Consider the following 15,680-nt stretch of genomic DNA (forward strand, 5'->3'; position numbering starts at 1 on the left):
CTTGATCAAGTGTCCATGCTGTGGCTGCAGTGCATGAGCGCCTGGATCAGGTATTTGCGCACTGTGCGTTCCGACAATTTGAGCTGTCGGGCGATTTGCTGTTGGGTCAGTTCTTCGAGGTAATACAGTACGAATGCCTGGCGCGAGTACTCGTGCATGCCTTCGAGGATAAACGCGATCTGTTCAAGGGCTTCGAGGGTGGTGTGGATCTGCTCCGGTGATTGGAATCCCTCAAGCGCCTCCATGGTGAGGGCCAATTCATGCAAGTAGGCCTGTTCAATCTGCTTGCGCCGTGCCTGGTCGATGATCAGGCGCCTGGCCGTGGTGCTCAAGTAAGCCCGGGGTTCGCGGATGCCGGCCACCGATTCGCGCGCGTTCAGGATCCGCGCAAAGGTATCCTGCGCCAGGTCGGCGGCATTCTGGCGGCAGCCCAGTTTGCGTCGCAGCCAGGTGAGCAGCCAGCCATGATGCTCGCTGTAGAGCTGGGTAATTTCCCGTTGGAATGGCGGTTCACCCACAGACATAGGCGTGACTCAGGCGTTATTGAGAATAGTTTTTAATTGTGCGGTCTAGCCGCCGGTAAACGCAATAGACTCGCGTTTGAGGGCACAGAACCCCGTTTTTGCTGGGTTTTGTCATTGGCGAGAAAATATTTCAAATAAAGTGCATTTAAATCAAGACATTGCGAATTTTTGGTGTATGATGCCGCCCACACCGAAAGTGAAGGGTGATTAGCTCAGCTGGGAGAGCGTCTGCCTTACAAGCAGAATGTCGGCGGTTCGATCCCGTCATCACCCACCATTCGCTTCAAGTGTTACGCGCAGCGGTAGTTCAGTCGGTTAGAATACCGGCCTGTCACGCCGGGGGTCGCGGGTTCGAGTCCCGTCCGCTGCGCCATATTCGGTAATCTGGAATGCTGAACGCCAGGTCACCACAGGAAGCCCGCTCATTGAGCGGGCTTTTTTTCGTCCGCGATTTGACCTCCCTTGCCTTGACGTTGTGCACTGCCTCTTCGCCCTGAACTGTGCTGGTGCGTCATGACGTGGGGGAATACCCCCATGCACATTGGTCGATTGCACCCCTTGCCGCTTAAACGTTTATCTATAGCCACGCGAAGACTTCCAGGCGAGTCATCGGCAGCAGGACGCTGCGGTGCCCGCTTTCCAACACAAAAAATAGTCTGCAAGGGGAATGGCTCTAGATGAAATATCCACTGCGTCCGTTGGTGTTCTGGCCAACTTTCCTGATCCTGCTGGCGGCGGTGATCGCCAGCTACGTCGACCTGAATGCGTTCCTGGCGATCAGCAAACAGCTCAACAACCTGATCCTGAAAAACTTTTCCTGGCTGTTCAGCGCCGGCTCGTTTGCCATGGTCGTGCTGACCGCCATCGTCTACTTCTCCGCGCTGGGCAAGGTGCGTATCGGCGGTGAAGACGCCCAGCCGTTGCTGAGCAAATGGCGCTGGTTCATGGTGGCACTGTGCACCACCCTCGCGGTGGGCGTGCTGTTCTGGACCACCGCCGAACCGCTCTACCACTTGTACGGCCCTCCCACCAGCCTGCCGATTGAAGCCGGCAGCGCAGCGGCGAAGAGCTTCGCCATGTCGACGATGTTCCTGCACTGGACCATCACACCCTACGCGATCTACCTGGTGCCCTCGCTGGTGTTTGCGCTGGTGTTCTACAACCGTCGCAGCAATTTTTCCATCGGCGCCATGCTTGAACCGTTGCTCGGTGAAGCGCGGGTCCGGCGCTATGCCGGGCTGATCGACACCCTGGCGATGTTCGCCCTGGTCGCCGGTATGGCCTCGTCCCTGGGCACTGGCGCCCTGACCCTGGCTGGTGGCCTGGCCCAATACATCGGCGGTGAAACCACGCCGTTCCGCCTGGCCATCATCATTGCAATCATCGTCATTACCTTTGTCGCCTCGGCCGCCAGTGGCCTGCAAAAAGGCATTGTGATGCTGTCTTCGTTCAACACCTGGATCATGCTGGCCCTGGGGCTGTTCGTGCTGTTGTGCGGGCCGACCTTGTACATGTTCAGCCTTGGCGTCGAATCCCTCGGCATCTACCTCGACACCTTCTTCAGCCGCAGCCTGTTCACCGGCGCTGCCAGTGGTGACACCTGGCCGCACAGTTGGACGGTGTTCTACTGGTCGGTGTGGTTTGCCTGGGCGCCGGTGAGCGCGCTGTTCCTCGGCAAGATCGGCCGTGGCTATACCGTGCGCGAATTCATCCACATCAACATGCTCTACCCGGCGTTGTTCACGGCGGTGTGGATCTGCATCTTCTCCGGCACCAGCCTGTATTTCGATGCGCTGGGCGACGGCAGCCTCAACCGTGTGCTCAACGAGCAAGGCGTGGAGCACGTGCTGTACCAGATGTTCCAGCAATTGCCGGCCAGCGGCCTGATGATCGCGTTCCTGCTGTTCGTGGCGTTCATCTCCTTTGTCACCGCTGCAGACTCCAGCACCGACGTGATCGCCAACCTGTGCAGCAAGGGCGTGACTGCCGATTCCGACCTCGACGGCAACCCGCTGCTGAAGATTGTCTGGGGCCTGATCATCGGGACGGTGTCGTGGGTGATGGTCGCGTTTGTCGGCGTGGACGGGGTCAAGATGCTCTCTAACCTCGGCGGTTTGCCGGGCATGATCCTGGTGTTGCTGGCCAGTACCTCACTGATCTTCTGGTTGAAAAATCCCGCATTGCTGGATGAGAAACGCCTTCAGCGGACACCTGAGACGGAACTGCGTGGCGCCAGCCCGCTGCCGGATTTCGCCCGCTGATCGATTGAACTGCTGTTGGAGTTACTGATGGAAATCGTCACTGAGTTTACTTACACCGTGCGCGAGATCGAGCACTGCCTGATCCCTTTGAAGGATGGCACCCAACTGGCCGCCCGCATCTGGCTGCCGCAAGTCGCCGACCCGCAGACCTTCCCGGCGATCCTGGAATACCTGCCGTACCGCAAGCGCGATGGCACGGCTGTGCGTGATGCGCTGACCCACCCGTGGATGGCGGGGCAGGGCTATGTGTGCGTGCGCGTCGATATGCGTGGCAATGGTGAATCCCAGGGCCTGATGGCCGATGAATACCTGTTGCAGGAACAGGAGGACGCCCTCGAAGTGATCGATTGGCTGTGCCGGCAGCCGTGGTGCGACGGCAACGTCGGCATGATGGGTATCTCGTGGGGCGGCTTCAACGGCCTGCAAGTCGCGGCACGCCAGCCCGAGGCGCTGAAGGCGATCATCACGCTGTGCTCCACCGATGACCGCTTTGCCGATGACATCCATTACAAGGGCGGCAACCTGCTGATGGAGAACTTCGGTTGGGCCGCCACCATGCTCAACTTCAGCGCGGCGGTGCCCGATCCGCTGTTGGTCGAGGACTGGAAAAGCCTCTGGCACCAACGCCTGGACGCCATGCCGTTGCTCGCCGAAACCTGGCTGCAGCACCAGACTCGCGATGACTATTGGCGCCATGGCTCAGTGTGCGAGGACTATGCGCAAATCAAGGCTGCGGTGTATGCGGTTGGCGGCTGGGGCGATGCCTACCGTAATGCCGTATCGCGCCTGATGGAAAACCTGCCAGGGCCGAAGAAGGCCATGATCGGCCCGTGGATTCACAAATATCCGCATTTCGCCGTGCCCAATCCAGCCATCGGCTTTCTGCAGGAGGCCAAGCGTTGGTGGGATCACTGGCTCAAAGGCGTGGATAACGGCGTGATGGATGACGCAGCGTGTACCTTTTACCTACAGGATATTCTGCCGCCCAAGGGCAGTTATGCCGAACGGCCGGGCATTTGGGTACAGACTGCCGGCTGGCCGGACCCACAGGTGCAATGGACCGATTTCAGCCTTGGCGAACACGGCCTGGATCCTGGTACACAGCCCTTGGTCACACCGCGCAGCATTTGCTCGCCGCTGACCACTGGGCTGCACCAGGGCGAATACTGCGCCATCTGGTTTGGCCCCGATGGCCCGACGGATCAGCGCCGTGATGATGCCCACTCGCTGTGCTTCGATTCCCAACCGCTGACCGAGCCATTGGCGTTGCTGGGCGACGCCCGCCTCAAGCTGCGCCTGGCGAGTGACACAGCCTGCGGCCAATTGGTCGCCCGGCTGAATGCCGTGGCACCGGACGGGCAGGTGACGCAGATCAGTTATGGCGTGCTCAATCTCACGCTGCGTGAAGACTTCTCCCGCGTAACACCTGTAGTCCCGGGTCAGCCGATGGACGTGCAGTTAAACCTCGACCACATCGGCATGCGCCTGCCGGCCGGCTACCGTCTGCGCCTGGCCCTTGGCACCGCCAGTTTCCCGTTGCTGTGGCCGAGTCGCGAGCTGACGACGTTGACCTTGCTGCCGACCCTGCAAAGCCTGCAACTGCCGGTATTCACCGGTGTGGCGGTTGACTGCCCGTTCGAGGCGCCGCAATCGGCGACGCCAGTGGCGATGGACGTGCTGCGCGCTGCGGCGCCGAAACGCACCCTGATCGAAGATGTGGCTAGTGGTGAAATCTGCGTGAAGATCGAAGACGACCTGGGTGCGGTGCGTTTTACCGATCACGGCTTGTCGGTCGACCAGCGTTGCACCGAGCAATACCGCACCTTGCCCTGGGACCCGCTGTCGACGCGGGCGGATATTGAATGGCACTACCGCGTCAGCCGTGACCAGTGGGCCGTAGAGGTGGAAAGCCATTTGAGCGTGCACGCCGATGCCGAGTGGTTCTACATCGAAGCGGAGCAGACAGCCTGGGAAAACGGCCAATTGGAACATCGTCGGCAATGGAGCAAGCGCGTGGCCAGGGTCGCGCTGTAAGCGAGCAACTGGCAGGATACTTGCCATCGTGATCGCTGCGGGCCTGGGGCAACCCGGGCTCGTCATTGCCAATGGAACTGCTCATGTCGCGCCGAAACGTCGATCTTCCACCGCTCAACTGCTTGCAGACGTTCGAAGCGGCTGCCCGCCATTTGAGCTTTACCCAGGCCGCCCATGAACTGAACCTGACCCAGAGCGCGGTCAGCCGTCAGGTCAAGCGCCTTGAAGAGGACCTGGCCCGCCCGTTGTTTTATCGGCTGGCCCAGGGCCTGAGCCTGACACCCGCCGGGGTGCGTTACTTTCGCACCATCCAGCGCCTGCTGCGCGAACTGGATCGCGAATCCGCCGAGTTGCGCCGGCGTGGCGCCGACCGCCAGTTGACCCTGGCCAGCACGCCCACCATCAGCACGATCTGGCTCGCCGGTCTGTTGCCGCAATTCCAGCGCGAACACCCGGACCTCGATATCCGCATCCTGTGCAGCGAAAGCCCCAGCCATCTGGACGTCAATGAGTATGACCTGGGCCTGTTCTATCACCTGGATGAACTGGCCGCGCCCCACGGCCTCGAACTATCGCCGATGTTCGCCAGCGAGCAGGTCATCACCGTGTGCAGCCCGGCCTACCTCGAGCACCACGGCCCGATTCGCGATGTACACCATTTGCTGCATGCCCATACCTTGCTGATCGTGGAGGATCACTACCACGATTGGCTGACCTGGGCCGACTGGTTCACCGACGCCGGTGCCGATTATTACTCTCCGCGCCACGCGCTGCGCACTAACAGCTATCAGTTGCTGATGCAGGCGGCGGTGATGGGGCACGGCGTCGCACTGGGCTGGAAGAGTCTGTTGGAGGACGACCTGGCGTCCGGGCGCCTGCAAATGGCCTTGCCCCATACCATGCACAGCCGCGGCCGCCTGCATCTGATGCAACCCCATCACCGCAACCCGCCGTCGGCTGCGCGCAGTTTTCGCCAATGGTTACTGGCGAAGACTGCCGAGGTCGAGTGACCTGGCTGAAGGTCAACGCTGGCCGGTTTTTTTCTTCCGGTTCTGGCGCGTCGCCAAGTGCTCGAAACAAAAAGACGCGGTGCCGAACACCGCAATCAGGGTGAGTACGAGCATGCCGAGGGTTGAGCTTTCCACGGTGTTTTCCTACGGGTGATGGAGTAGGTTTTCACGGTAGAGGCGGGAAGGTAGTGGCTCAATAGACCCGACGCAATCCTTACGCCGCCGGGTCCATTGTTACGCACTTTTTACGGGGCGTTGCGGCTGTGGCGGTAATCGCTGACCGCTTCATACACCGCCTTGCGCAGGCGGTTGATGCCGCCGATGGGGCGATGTTCCGCTACACCGAACCAGGGGTTGAACGACTGGTTGTCGCACGCCAGGTTCTGCTCGGGGGTATCGAAGTCCTGCGCCGGGATACGCACCTTGGCCACGGTTTCGTAGGGCGCATCGCTTTCCTTCCACTCGATGCTGGTGTCTTCGATCGGCATGAATTTCTGCGGGTTCTGCCGCTGGATCTGCAGCACGAAACACGCGGGCACGCGATCGGTGGACAGCTGCTGGCTCAAGGCGCTGCGCAGGAAATTCGGCAGGTCCTGGTTCTGTTTGGGCAGTGCATACTCCGGGCAACTCTGCGGGTCTGGGGCCACGCGGAACTTGGCGTTGGCCGTGCCGAACTTGTAGGGCGAGACCGAGAAGTAGGTGGTCTGTGTCGGGCTCGCCGGTGCTGGCGCCAAGGTCGCCAGGGCGATGAACAGGTGACGGACCTGCCAGGTGCGCGGGTCGACCTTGGGGAAGAACGCCAGGACTTTCTTGCCATCCGCCTGGGCGCCGATGTTCTGTGCGTACTCCGCCACATCACTGACAAAGAAGTTCGGGTGGCTGAACATCACGAAGTCCTGTTCGGTGCGGGTCTGCTGGTCGGCCAACAGTTGCTTGCCCGGCACGTCCAACAACTTGAGGGCCATGCCCCGGGCATCGCGGATGCTGTCGAATTGCGGGTAGGCGTTGCCGTTGGACAGCCGCATCAGCGCCTGCCAGGTCTTGCCCGGTTCGGCGAACACGCCCTGGCGCAGCGCCGGATCAAGGTCGGCCATTACGCTGACTTCGGCTTTCACGCAGCCGTGGGCCTTGGCGTGGGCATCGCGCAGGTAGCGCGTGCCTTCGCGGTGTTGGTCGACGATGCGCACCGCCGTCTGGATGATGCCTTGGGTCATCGCCGCTTCGCCGGGCGGAACCTGCTCATTCGGTGACACCGGCCCGCTGTGCTGCCAGGCATACCAGGCGGTGGCGGCCAGCCAGCCGAGCAGGCCAAGGCCTACCAGCCAGAGCAAGGTCTTGCCCAGAAACGCGCCGATGCGCAGCCACAGGCGGGCGAGCAGGGAAGGTCGGTCGTAGGGGGATCGAATCATCATGGCAGTTGTTGCTCCAGCGGGCCGCCCAGCACTTTGAGGTATTCCAGCAGCGCCCAGCGTTCCTGCGGTAGCAGGCCACGGCCGATCACGCCATTGCCACGACTGCCGGCACGGAATTCATGGCCGCTGTTGTGGTTGCCGGTGATTTTGGTATCGAACAGGAACGCATTCTTGAACGCCGCCGTCTCGAAGCCCAGATGACGCGGGTCGTAGTTGAAGGTGCCTTTATAGAAGGTGGTGCTGCGCTCATCCTGGGGCGAGAGCAACTGATAGATCGTCGGCACCGAGCCGTTGTGCAGGAACGGCGGCGTAGCCCACACGCCGGCCAGCGGCCGTGCCTTGTAGGCGCGCAGCTCGCGCACGCCGATGGGCAAGCCGTAGCCATCCAGGCGCGGACGCTCGGCCGGGGTCACGCCGGCGGCACGGTAGGCGTGCTCTTCGACAAAGGCGGTGACGTAGGCGAGGCCCTTGGCCACGGACATTTTTTTCAGGTCCAGCGGTTCGGTCGGCGTCGGGTGCAGCTCGACATTGAGCTTGGCCAGTTCCGCCGGGTCCCATTGCAGGGCGCTGAGGTCGTAGCGCTGGTCAGCAATGTTGCTGGCGGTGCCCGGGTCGGTGCCGATGTAGTCCACCGGCAGCATTTTCAACTGTTGCACCGGGCGGCCGTTTTCCTGGGTGACACTGGGCACATGGCAGCCGGCGCAGTTTTCCGCGAACAGTGCACGGCCTTGGGTGGCGAGGGGCTTGTCGATGGCGCCGAACAGGTCCTCGGGCCAGGTCGGCGGCTTGAGGCGTTGCAGGGTTTCTTCGATCAGGTTGAGGTCACGCACGCGGACGCTGGACGGGTAACGCGCATCGCCCTGGAGCGGCTGGCCGGCGGCGTCGAAAAAGCTCAGTGTGGCGCCGACACCCAGGGCCTCACCGATATTGCGCGCCATGGGTTGCTGGGCCGAGCCGTTCCATTGCACCCAGTCGAAGGTCCAGATATCCCACAACTGCGGGTAGTCCACCGGCGCGTTGGCGACGCGATAATTGTCTGGGGAAATCGCATCGCCAAAGCTGGCGTTGGCGATACGGCCAAATGCGTCGGTGCGGCCGGGGCCTTCTTCGGTGGGATAGAGGCCGCGATGAGTGTCGTTCCAGGCCACCTTGAGGAATTGGTTCAGCGATTGCTTGAAGTCCTGGCGCAGTTGTTTGTGCTCGGTGTCGTAGCGATCGCCGAGCACTTGGCGGGCAAAACGCTCGAACTTCCACGGGTTGTAGTAGGTGGCGGCGAGGCTGGCGACCAACGCCTGGCCGAAACTGCCGCCGCGCAGGGTCGGAACGCTGGAGGGCAGTACATGCTGGGCCGAACCGCCGTCGATGCGCAGGGCCTGGCCTTTGAAATGCAGCTCGCCGGTGTGGCAGGCAGCGCAGGTGATATCCAGGTATTCGACGTTGCTGCCGGTGTTTTTATGCCGTGCGAAACCCACGGGCAAGTTGCCGGGGTTTTGCGCGGTGGGCACCTGCTTGGGGTCGACCAGGAAACCGAAGCGCGCCAGGTAGTCGGGCGTGGCAAAACGTCGCTCGGAAAACGGCAACTCCAGGGCGGTGAACCAGTCGTAGTGCAGGCCTTTTACTTGCGTGCCCTGGGGCGTGAAGTAATAGGTCTGGCGGTCGGCGGCACTCCATTGATCCTGGTAGTGCACCTGCTCCACGGGCACGTAGTCCGGCAGCTTGGGGTTGATGGTGTAATAGAGCACCAGCGCCAAGGCGATGCCAAGCAGGGCGAATATCAGGAGTAAAACACGGGAAAAAATGCGCAAGATAACTATCCTTGTCGAGTTGTCGCGTTGTTATGCCACTACGCCACAGGTGCGGCAAGTGGCCATGAGCCTGGTAGTAGGCGGTCCCACGATCCTTCGCGGGCCCCCATCATGAATGAAAATGCTTTTAAACACGTGAACTTATCGGAAGTTTCCTGCTCACATGCCGGTAGCCATTGGTCGTGGCCGCCTGATAAGCTCGCGACTTTATTCGAATGCCCTTTTGGCGCATGAACAAGGAAATAGCATGAAACAGCATCGGTTGGCGGCGGCGGTGGCCCTGGTTAGCCTGGTACTTGCGGGTTGTGATTCGCAGACCAGCGTAGAGCTGAAAACCCCGGCGCAGAAAGCTTCCTACGGTATCGGCCTGAACATGGGCAAGAGCCTTGCCCAAGAAGGCATGGATGACCTGGACTCCAAAGCTGTAGCCCAGGGCATCGAAGATGCCGTCGGTAAAAAAGAGCAGAAGCTCAAAGACGACGAACTGGTTGAAGCGTTTGCCGCACTGCAGAAGCGTGCTGAAGAACGCATGACCAAGATGAGCGAAGAGTCGGCAGCCGCCGGCAAGAAATTCCTCGAAGACAACGCCAAGAAAGACGGCGTCGTCACCACCGCTTCCGGTCTGCAGTACAAGATCGTGAAGAAGGCTGATGGCGCCCAGCCCAAGCCGACCGACGTGGTGACTGTTCACTACACCGGCAAGCTCACCAACGGCACCACCTTTGACAGCTCCGTGGATCGCGGCAGCCCGATTGACCTGCCGGTCAGCGGTGTGATCCCGGGTTGGGTCGAAGGCCTGCAACTGATGCACGTGGGCGAGAAGGTCGAGTTGTACATTCCGTCCGACCTGGCCTACGGCGCACAGAGCCCGAGCCCGACGATTCCAGCCAACTCCGTGCTGGTATTCGACCTGGAACTGCTGGCTATCAAGGACCCAGCCAAGGCTGACGCGCCTGCTGCACCAGCCGCCAAGAAGTAATCGGCGCCTGAACACACAACGCCCCGTCTCGACGGGGCGTTGTTGTTTCTGGGGCCAGCAGGCACCTGAATGTGGGAGGGGGCTTGCCCCCGATTGCGGTAGATCAGTCACTTATGCTGTGGCTGAACCATTGCCATCGGGAGCAAGCCCCCTCCCACATTAGAGCTTGGCGAATTCAAACGAACGTCTGCAGCCGGTAACAGTCTGATATAAGACTCGAGTACGGGTAGCCGCACATCAACGCCAAGTCAATGAAATCTTGGGTTTTTTTTCAGTGCGCAAAAAACGCCCGATCTGACTGCAAGCCTTGTACTACGTGGCTTTCAGCCCGGAAAATAGGCTCTGTTCACAAGGTTATCCACAATTTGTGTGGATAACCTTTTATGTCGCCTGGAACTGGAGTGACGAATGAAACCACCCTTCAATTTCACCCGTTTCCTGCCCATGGCCGCACGTCTCCTGGGGCGTGGGCGCTTGCCGACGCTGTTGTTTGCGGTCGCCGGCAAAGGCTCGAGCCAAGGCAACCGCCTGGGCAAGCTCAAGGATGATCTCAAGTTGCTCCAGGCCCTGTGCCTGGCTTACTGGCGCGGTGAGTACCGGGCCATCAGCCCCAAGGCGCTGATCTCGGTGGTGGCGGGGCTGATGTATTTCCTCAGCCCGATTGATGCGATCCCGGACTTTATCCCCATGTTCGGTATGTTGGATGACATTGCCGTGCTGGCATGGGTCATGAAGACCCTGGACGGCGAACTGAGCGCGTTTCGCGCCTGGCGCGAGGCCCAGCGCCCGGAAAAACTCGCTGTGGTTGAGCGCCTGCCTGCGACACCCGCGCTGCTGGCCCAGGAAAACCCGCAAAAAAACCCATGACTTGGCTATCCCCTGCGACCTTTGTGGCTGTTAGGATTACACTCCTAAGGAAAGAGCTTACTTAGTAAGTGCAGTTATCCTACGGGGCAGTCATGGATATTCAGATAATTTCACGTAATGGCGAACCCGAATATGCGGTGTTGCCATGGGATCAGTACCAGGCGCTGCTAAAAGCTGCCGGTCAGCAACAGCCTACGCTACCTCCTTCCTCATCGACTGCCCAAGCCGCCCCTGCACAGGACCTGCGCCCGCTCGCCGACCTGTGCGGCTTGCGCGAAGCCAAGGGCCTGGCGATCGAGAGCCTGGCCCGCACCGTGGGCATCAGCCCCTCATATCTTGGATTGATTGAAAGTGGTGAACGCCAGCCGGATGCCGCGATCCGCCGCAGCCTGGCCTGGGAATTGGGCGTTGCAGGTTGGAGGGATGAATCTTGAGTCTACGTATCAGCCGTCAACACTGGGATGGGTTACTCAACGAACTGGACCAGGCGCGCCGCCAGCGCCATTTGCTGACTTACCGTGCGCTGCTGGAGCGCCTGCAATTTCCCACCCCGGCCATGCAGACCTTGGCCGCCGCGCTGGAACACCTGGCGGCGCTGGACGCCAAGGCCGAGCAGCCATTGCGCAGCTCGCTGGTGATCAGCCAGGGCGCCAGCCGTTTACCGCGCACCGGATTTTTTGAATGTGTGGAGCGCCTGGGGCGTTTCAGCGGGCCGTCCGATGGCGTGGCCGCCGCCTCCTGGCATGCGTCGGAAGTGGTGCGGGTGTTTGAATACGAGTATCCCGAGTCCGCCGAGGCCTAAAGCGCCTGGGGCAGTGCGTCCATGCTGTCGATCACGTGGATGCTGTAGCCGGCCATATCCTTGGCATGGTGTTTGGCTTGTGACGCCAACTCCGCCAACTGACTGGCATCGAGTTGTCCACAGGCCTGTGGATATAAATGCACCACCCCGATGGACAGCGACAGCAGTGCAAACTCCTGGCGCACGCCCTGGCGGTTCAATGCCACGAAACAGCCGGCCTCAAGATGCTCGGCGCGGTAGAAACGCCGGCATTGGGTATGGAAGTCATCCAGCAACTGGTTGAGCCGCTTGCGCCAGTCCTGTGGGCCGAGCACCAGCAAAAAGTCATCGCCGCCGATATGCCCGACAAAGTCGCGGCTGGGATCGACGCGGTCGTTCAGGCACTGCGCCAGGCACAGCAACACCTCATCCCCACGCCCATAGCCGTAGATATCGTTGAACGGCTTGAAGCTGTCGATATCCACGTAGCAGATCACCGACTCGCGCTGCTGTAGCAGCAGGCGTGTGAGGCACTGCTGGATCGGCACGTTGCCGGGCAGAAGGGTCAGTGGATTGGCGTAGCGCGCCTGCTGGATCTTCAGCTCGGTGATCAGCTTGAGCACATCGATCACCCGGCCCAGGCCCAGGTAATCGCCATTGAGGGTGATGATGAAGTCTTCTTCGATGCGTTGCCGTGCACGGCTGGTGAGCAGGCGGCTGACCTGTTGCAGCGACTGGCTCAACTCCACCGCCAGGAAGTCGGTGCTCATCAAGCGGCTGATGGGCTTGCGCGCAAACAGGTCGGTGGCGAACGGCTTGAGCAGCGCATCCGACAGCGAATGCCGGTGCACGATGCCGACCGGGTGCCCACGTCCGTCCAGCACCGCCAGGGAATTGAGGTTGGCCTGGCGCCGGAACGCTTCGAGTACCTGGGCGGTGGCGGTGTCCTGGTCCACCGCCGGCTGTTCGCTGAGCAGGGCGCTGAGGTCGCTGCCTTCCTCGTTCAGCGCCACGTTGGCGCTGTCGGGCTTGGGCAGCATGAGGCGCGCTTCCTGCGGCGGTTGCTCTTGTGGACGGCACAGCAGGTAGCCCTGGACCAGGTCTACGCCCATCTCGGTCAGCACCGCCAACTCTTCGGGCAACTCGATGCCCTCGGCGATCACCTGGGCGCGTGACGCCTTGGCGATCTGCAGGATGGAGCCGACAAACTCGCGCTTGAGCGCATCCTGATGGATGCCGTCGATGAAGTGTCGGTCGATCTTCACGTAATCCGGGCGCAGCTCCGACCACAAGCGCAGGCTGGAATAGCCGGCACCGAGGTCATCCAGGGCAATCGAGAACCCCATGTTGCGGTAGTGGTACAGGGCGGTTTGCAACAGGTCGATATCATTGGTGGGGGTTTGTTCGGTGAGCTCGATCACCACCTGGCTCGGTGGGATGCCGTAGTCATGCAGCAGTTGCAGGGTGCGCCCCGGTTGGTGCGCGGTTTCCATCAGCGATTGCGGCGAGACGTTGAGGAACAGCTTGCCCGGCAGCTTCTGCTCGCTGAAGCGTCGACACGCGCTTTCGCGGCAGGCCATTTCCAGTTCGCTGAGGCGTCCGGCCTGGCCGGCCACGGAGAACAAGGCGACGGGGGAGTGCAGCGGGCTGTTGGACGGGCCGCGACTGAGGGCTTCGTAGCCGAGAATGCGCCTCTCAGACAGGCAAATGATCGGTTGGAACAGGCTGTGCAAACTGCCTTGAGCCAGGATAGAGCCCAGTGCATTCAGCTGTTCGGTCATGGTCATGGCGATCTCGATCGAAAAAAAAGGACCGCAGGCTTGAAACCTGCGGTCCTTCATTTCACGACAGAATGATGTCTATATGATGACACTCCAGGGAGCGATCACATTAAATCGCCATCATTTACTGTTTGGCCACCTGCTTGCTGATCTTCAGGTAGTCCAGCAGGATCCGACCGGTCTCGGCCAGGTAAGCGTCGTCTTCCGGCTTGGTTTTTTCCGCTTCGGCCGGCAGCGCGTCTTCGTCTTCCTTCTTCAGCTCCTTGAGTGGATCCTCACCCTTGGCCTTGCGGCGGATGTTTTCCAGTACGAGTTGCTTGTTTTCGATGTCGGCGTGCTGCGCGCGGCGGTCCACTTCGTTGAGGCTGACGGTTTTTTCTTCCATCAGCTTCTTGGCCAGGGCCAGTTTGTCGCGGATGAACACGAACTCGGCATCCTTGGCGGAGCGGGTGTCGTGGTCAGCTTTCAACTGCGCCAGGAACGGCTTGAACGGGTCCGACGCCGGCTTGATCGCAGGGCGGATGGTGTCCCACGGCATGGCTTCCGGCAGGGCGCTTTCGCCGATTTCCTTGGTGTCGATGATCGACGGGAAATCGATGTCCGGCAGTACGCCCTGGTGCTGGGTGCTCTGCCCGGAAACCCGGTAGAACTTGGCCAGGGTCAGCTTCAGTTCGCCATGGTTCAGCGGCTGGATGGTCTGCACGGTGCCCTTGCCGAAGGTCTGGCCACCGATGATCAAGGCGCGGTGGTAGTCCTGCATGGCACCGGCAAAAATCTCCGAAGCCGACGCCGAGAGGCGGTTGACCAGCAAGGCCATCGGGCCTTTGTAGAAGGCGCCCGGGTTCTCGTCTTCCAGCACGTCGACTCGGCCGTCAGCGTTGCGGACCAACACGGTCGGGCCTTTATCGATAAACAGGCTGGTCAGCTCTGTAGCTTCCTGCAGGGAGCCGCCGCCGTTGTTGCGCAGGTCGATGACCACGCCGTCGACTTTTTCCTTCTGCAGTTCGGTGAGGATTTTCTTCACGTCGCGGGTGGTGGACTTGTAGTCCGGGTCGCCGGCACGGAAGGCCTTGAAGTCGAGGTAGAACGCCGGAATCTCAATCACACCCAGCTTGTAGTCCTTGCCATCCTGCTTGAGGTTGAGGACTTTCTTCTGCACGGCCTGGTCTTCGAGCTTCACCGCTTCACGGGTGATGGACACGATCTTGCTGGTCTGGTCGTTCGGTGCATTGGTGTGCGGAATCACTTCCAGGCGCACCACGCTGCCTTTCGGCCCACGGATCAGCTTGACCACTTCGTCCAGGCGCCAGCCGACCACGTCGACCATCTCTTTGTCGCCCTGGGCCACGCCGATGATCTTGTCCGCCGGAGCGACCTGCTTGGTCTTGTCGGCCGGGCCTGCCGGCACCAGGCGCACGATCTTGACCTGATCGTTGTCGCTTTGCAGGACGGCACCGATGCCTTCCAGCGACAGACTCATGTTGATATCAAAATTTTCCGCGTTATCTGGCGACAGATAATTGGTGTGCGGGTCGTAGGACATCGCGAAGGTGTTGATGTAGGCCTGGAAGATATCTTCGGCACGGGTCTGGTCCAGGCGCGCCAACTGGTTCTTGTAGCGCTTGGTCAACAGCTCCTGGATGGCCTTGGGCTCTTTGCCGGCGATCTTCAGGCGCAGCACTTCGTCCTTGACGCGTTTGCGCCACAGGTCGTCAAGCGCGGCGGTGCTGGTCAGCCAAGGCGCGTCCTTGCGGTCCACCAGAAGGGTTTCCTTCTGGGTGAAGTCGAGCTTGTCGACGCCTTTGCCCAGCTCACCCAGGGCGAAGTCCAGACGCGCTTTGACGCGGTCCAGGTAACGCTTGTAAATGGTGAATGCGGGCTGCAGGTCGCCGCTCTTGAGGAAGTCGTCGAACTGGGTCTTCCATTTGTCGAACTCAGCAATATCGCTGGCCAGGAAGTAGCTGCGCGACGGATCCAGCAGCTTGAGGTAGCTGTCGTAGATGATCACCGAGCGAGCGTCGTCCAGCGGCGGCTTGCTGTAGTGATGACGCTTGAGCAACTCGACGACGTTAAGGCTGGCAATCACCTCATCGCGATCAGGTTGAAGATTGTCCCAGCTGTTGGCTGCGAACGTATTGGTCGACATCGACGCGAAGCCGAGACCAATGAATAGAGCGAGGGCGGTGCTGGGGAACAGATGCTTCATGCTGATTCGACGCGGGGGCA

At 60.8% G+C, this 15,680-nt stretch carries 13 protein-coding genes and 2 tRNA genes; 9 read left to right on the forward strand and 6 right to left on the reverse strand.

The window, feature by feature from the left end:
• Positions 1–5: 5 nt before the first annotated feature.
• Positions 6–524 carry a sigma-70 family RNA polymerase sigma factor gene (locus BLR69_RS00385; RefSeq protein WP_071496174.1) on the reverse strand — a complete coding sequence of 173 codons (519 nt, stop codon included), beginning with the start codon at positions 522–524 and terminating at the stop codon, positions 6–8.
• Positions 525–725: 201 nt separating this feature from the next.
• Here BLR69_RS00385 and BLR69_RS00390 point away from each other — a divergent pair.
• From BLR69_RS00390 to BLR69_RS00410, 5 genes are all read left to right on the forward strand, one after another.
• A tRNA-Val gene (locus BLR69_RS00390) sits at positions 726–801 on the forward strand.
• Between the two features lie 19 nt (positions 802–820).
• Positions 821–897, forward strand: a tRNA-Asp gene (locus BLR69_RS00395).
• Positions 898–1,201: 304 nt separating this feature from the next.
• Complete coding sequence (locus BLR69_RS00400) at positions 1,202–2,785, forward strand: BCCT family transporter (protein ID WP_071496173.1); 1,584 nt, start codon at positions 1,202–1,204, stop codon at positions 2,783–2,785.
• Between the two features lie 27 nt (positions 2,786–2,812).
• Positions 2,813–4,819, forward strand: a complete 2,007-nt coding sequence (locus BLR69_RS00405; protein ID WP_071496172.1) for a CocE/NonD family hydrolase — start codon at positions 2,813–2,815, stop codon at positions 4,817–4,819.
• Positions 4,820–4,902: 83 nt separating this feature from the next.
• Positions 4,903–5,829, forward strand: a complete 927-nt coding sequence (locus BLR69_RS00410) for a LysR substrate-binding domain-containing protein (RefSeq protein ID WP_071496171.1) — start codon at positions 4,903–4,905, stop codon at positions 5,827–5,829.
• A 12-nt stretch (positions 5,830–5,841) separates the two neighbouring features.
• On the opposite strand, the gene BLR69_RS31290 is transcribed toward BLR69_RS00410, so the two are convergent.
• The 3 genes from BLR69_RS31290 to BLR69_RS00420 form a co-directional block, all read right to left on the reverse strand.
• Positions 5,842–5,964 carry a hypothetical protein gene (locus BLR69_RS31290; protein WP_255337134.1) on the reverse strand — a complete coding sequence of 41 codons (123 nt, stop codon included), beginning with the start codon at positions 5,962–5,964 and terminating at the stop codon, positions 5,842–5,844.
• 110 nt (positions 5,965–6,074) lie between these two features.
• Complete coding sequence (locus BLR69_RS00415; protein ID WP_071496170.1) at positions 6,075–7,241, reverse strand: catalase family protein; 1,167 nt, start codon at positions 7,239–7,241, stop codon at positions 6,075–6,077.
• The gene (locus tag BLR69_RS00420) at positions 7,238–9,046 is read right to left on the reverse strand and encodes a di-heme-cytochrome C peroxidase (protein WP_071496169.1); all 1,809 of its coding nucleotides are present in this window, start codon (positions 9,044–9,046) and stop codon (positions 7,238–7,240) included. The genes BLR69_RS00415 and BLR69_RS00420 overlap by 4 nt, the downstream gene beginning before the upstream one ends.
• 247 nt (positions 9,047–9,293) lie before the next feature.
• Here BLR69_RS00420 and BLR69_RS00425 point away from each other — a divergent pair, with 247 nt between their 5' ends.
• From BLR69_RS00425 to BLR69_RS00440, 4 genes are all read left to right on the forward strand, one after another.
• On the forward strand, positions 9,294–10,025 hold the full coding sequence (locus BLR69_RS00425) for an FKBP-type peptidyl-prolyl cis-trans isomerase (protein WP_071496168.1): 732 nt from the start codon (positions 9,294–9,296) through the stop codon (positions 10,023–10,025).
• A 408-nt stretch (positions 10,026–10,433) separates the two neighbouring features.
• Positions 10,434–10,892, forward strand: a complete 459-nt coding sequence (locus BLR69_RS00430; RefSeq protein ID WP_071496167.1) for a YkvA family protein — start codon at positions 10,434–10,436, stop codon at positions 10,890–10,892.
• Positions 10,893–10,984: 92 nt separating this feature from the next.
• Positions 10,985–11,326, forward strand: coding sequence for a helix-turn-helix domain-containing protein (locus BLR69_RS00435; protein ID WP_071496166.1), 342 nt, complete (start codon positions 10,985–10,987; stop codon positions 11,324–11,326).
• Positions 11,323–11,694 carry a hypothetical protein gene (locus BLR69_RS00440; RefSeq protein ID WP_005786715.1) on the forward strand — a complete coding sequence of 124 codons (372 nt, stop codon included), beginning with the start codon at positions 11,323–11,325 and terminating at the stop codon, positions 11,692–11,694. Before BLR69_RS00435 ends, BLR69_RS00440 begins: the two co-directional genes overlap by 4 nt.
• On the opposite strand, the gene BLR69_RS00445 is transcribed toward BLR69_RS00440, so the two are convergent.
• A complete protein-coding gene (locus BLR69_RS00445; protein ID WP_071496321.1) occupies positions 11,691–13,460 on the reverse strand; it encodes a bifunctional diguanylate cyclase/phosphodiesterase in 1,770 nt (589 codons plus the stop codon). The two genes, BLR69_RS00440 and BLR69_RS00445, sit on opposite strands and share 4 nt — an antisense overlap.
• A gap of 118 nt (positions 13,461–13,578) precedes the next feature.
• A complete protein-coding gene (locus BLR69_RS00450; RefSeq protein ID WP_172832123.1) occupies positions 13,579–15,660 on the reverse strand; it encodes a carboxy terminal-processing peptidase in 2,082 nt (693 codons plus the stop codon).
• Positions 15,661–15,680: the final 20 nt, after the last annotated feature.

This window comes from Pseudomonas azotoformans (genome assembly GCF_900103345.1).
In the GTDB taxonomy this organism is placed as follows: domain Bacteria; phylum Pseudomonadota; class Gammaproteobacteria; order Pseudomonadales; family Pseudomonadaceae; genus Aquipseudomonas; species Aquipseudomonas azotoformans.

Excerpts from the sequence above, each read along its gene's own strand:
- BLR69_RS00425 (WP_071496168.1), top strand. The coding sequence starts at position 9,294 with ATGAAACAGCATCGGTTGGCGGCGGCGGTGGCCCTGGTTAGCCTGGTA.
- BLR69_RS00415 (WP_071496170.1), bottom strand. The coding sequence starts at position 7,241 with ATGATGATTCGATCCCCCTACGACCGACCTTCCCTGCTCGCCCGCCTG.
- BLR69_RS00450 (WP_172832123.1), bottom strand. The coding sequence starts at position 15,660 with ATGAAGCATCTGTTCCCCAGCACCGCCCTCGCTCTATTCATTGGTCTC.
- BLR69_RS00445 (WP_071496321.1), bottom strand. The coding sequence starts at position 13,460 with ATGACCATGACCGAACAGCTGAATGCACTGGGCTCTATCCTGGCTCAA.
- BLR69_RS00385 (WP_071496174.1), bottom strand. The coding sequence starts at position 524 with ATGTCTGTGGGTGAACCGCCATTCCAACGGGAAATTACCCAGCTCTAC.
- BLR69_RS00435 (WP_071496166.1), top strand. The coding sequence starts at position 10,985 with ATGGATATTCAGATAATTTCACGTAATGGCGAACCCGAATATGCGGTG.
- BLR69_RS00405 (WP_071496172.1), top strand. The coding sequence starts at position 2,813 with ATGGAAATCGTCACTGAGTTTACTTACACCGTGCGCGAGATCGAGCAC.
- BLR69_RS00410 (WP_071496171.1), top strand. The coding sequence starts at position 4,903 with ATGTCGCGCCGAAACGTCGATCTTCCACCGCTCAACTGCTTGCAGACG.
- BLR69_RS00430 (WP_071496167.1), top strand. The coding sequence starts at position 10,434 with ATGAAACCACCCTTCAATTTCACCCGTTTCCTGCCCATGGCCGCACGT.
- BLR69_RS00400 (WP_071496173.1), top strand. The coding sequence starts at position 1,202 with ATGAAATATCCACTGCGTCCGTTGGTGTTCTGGCCAACTTTCCTGATC.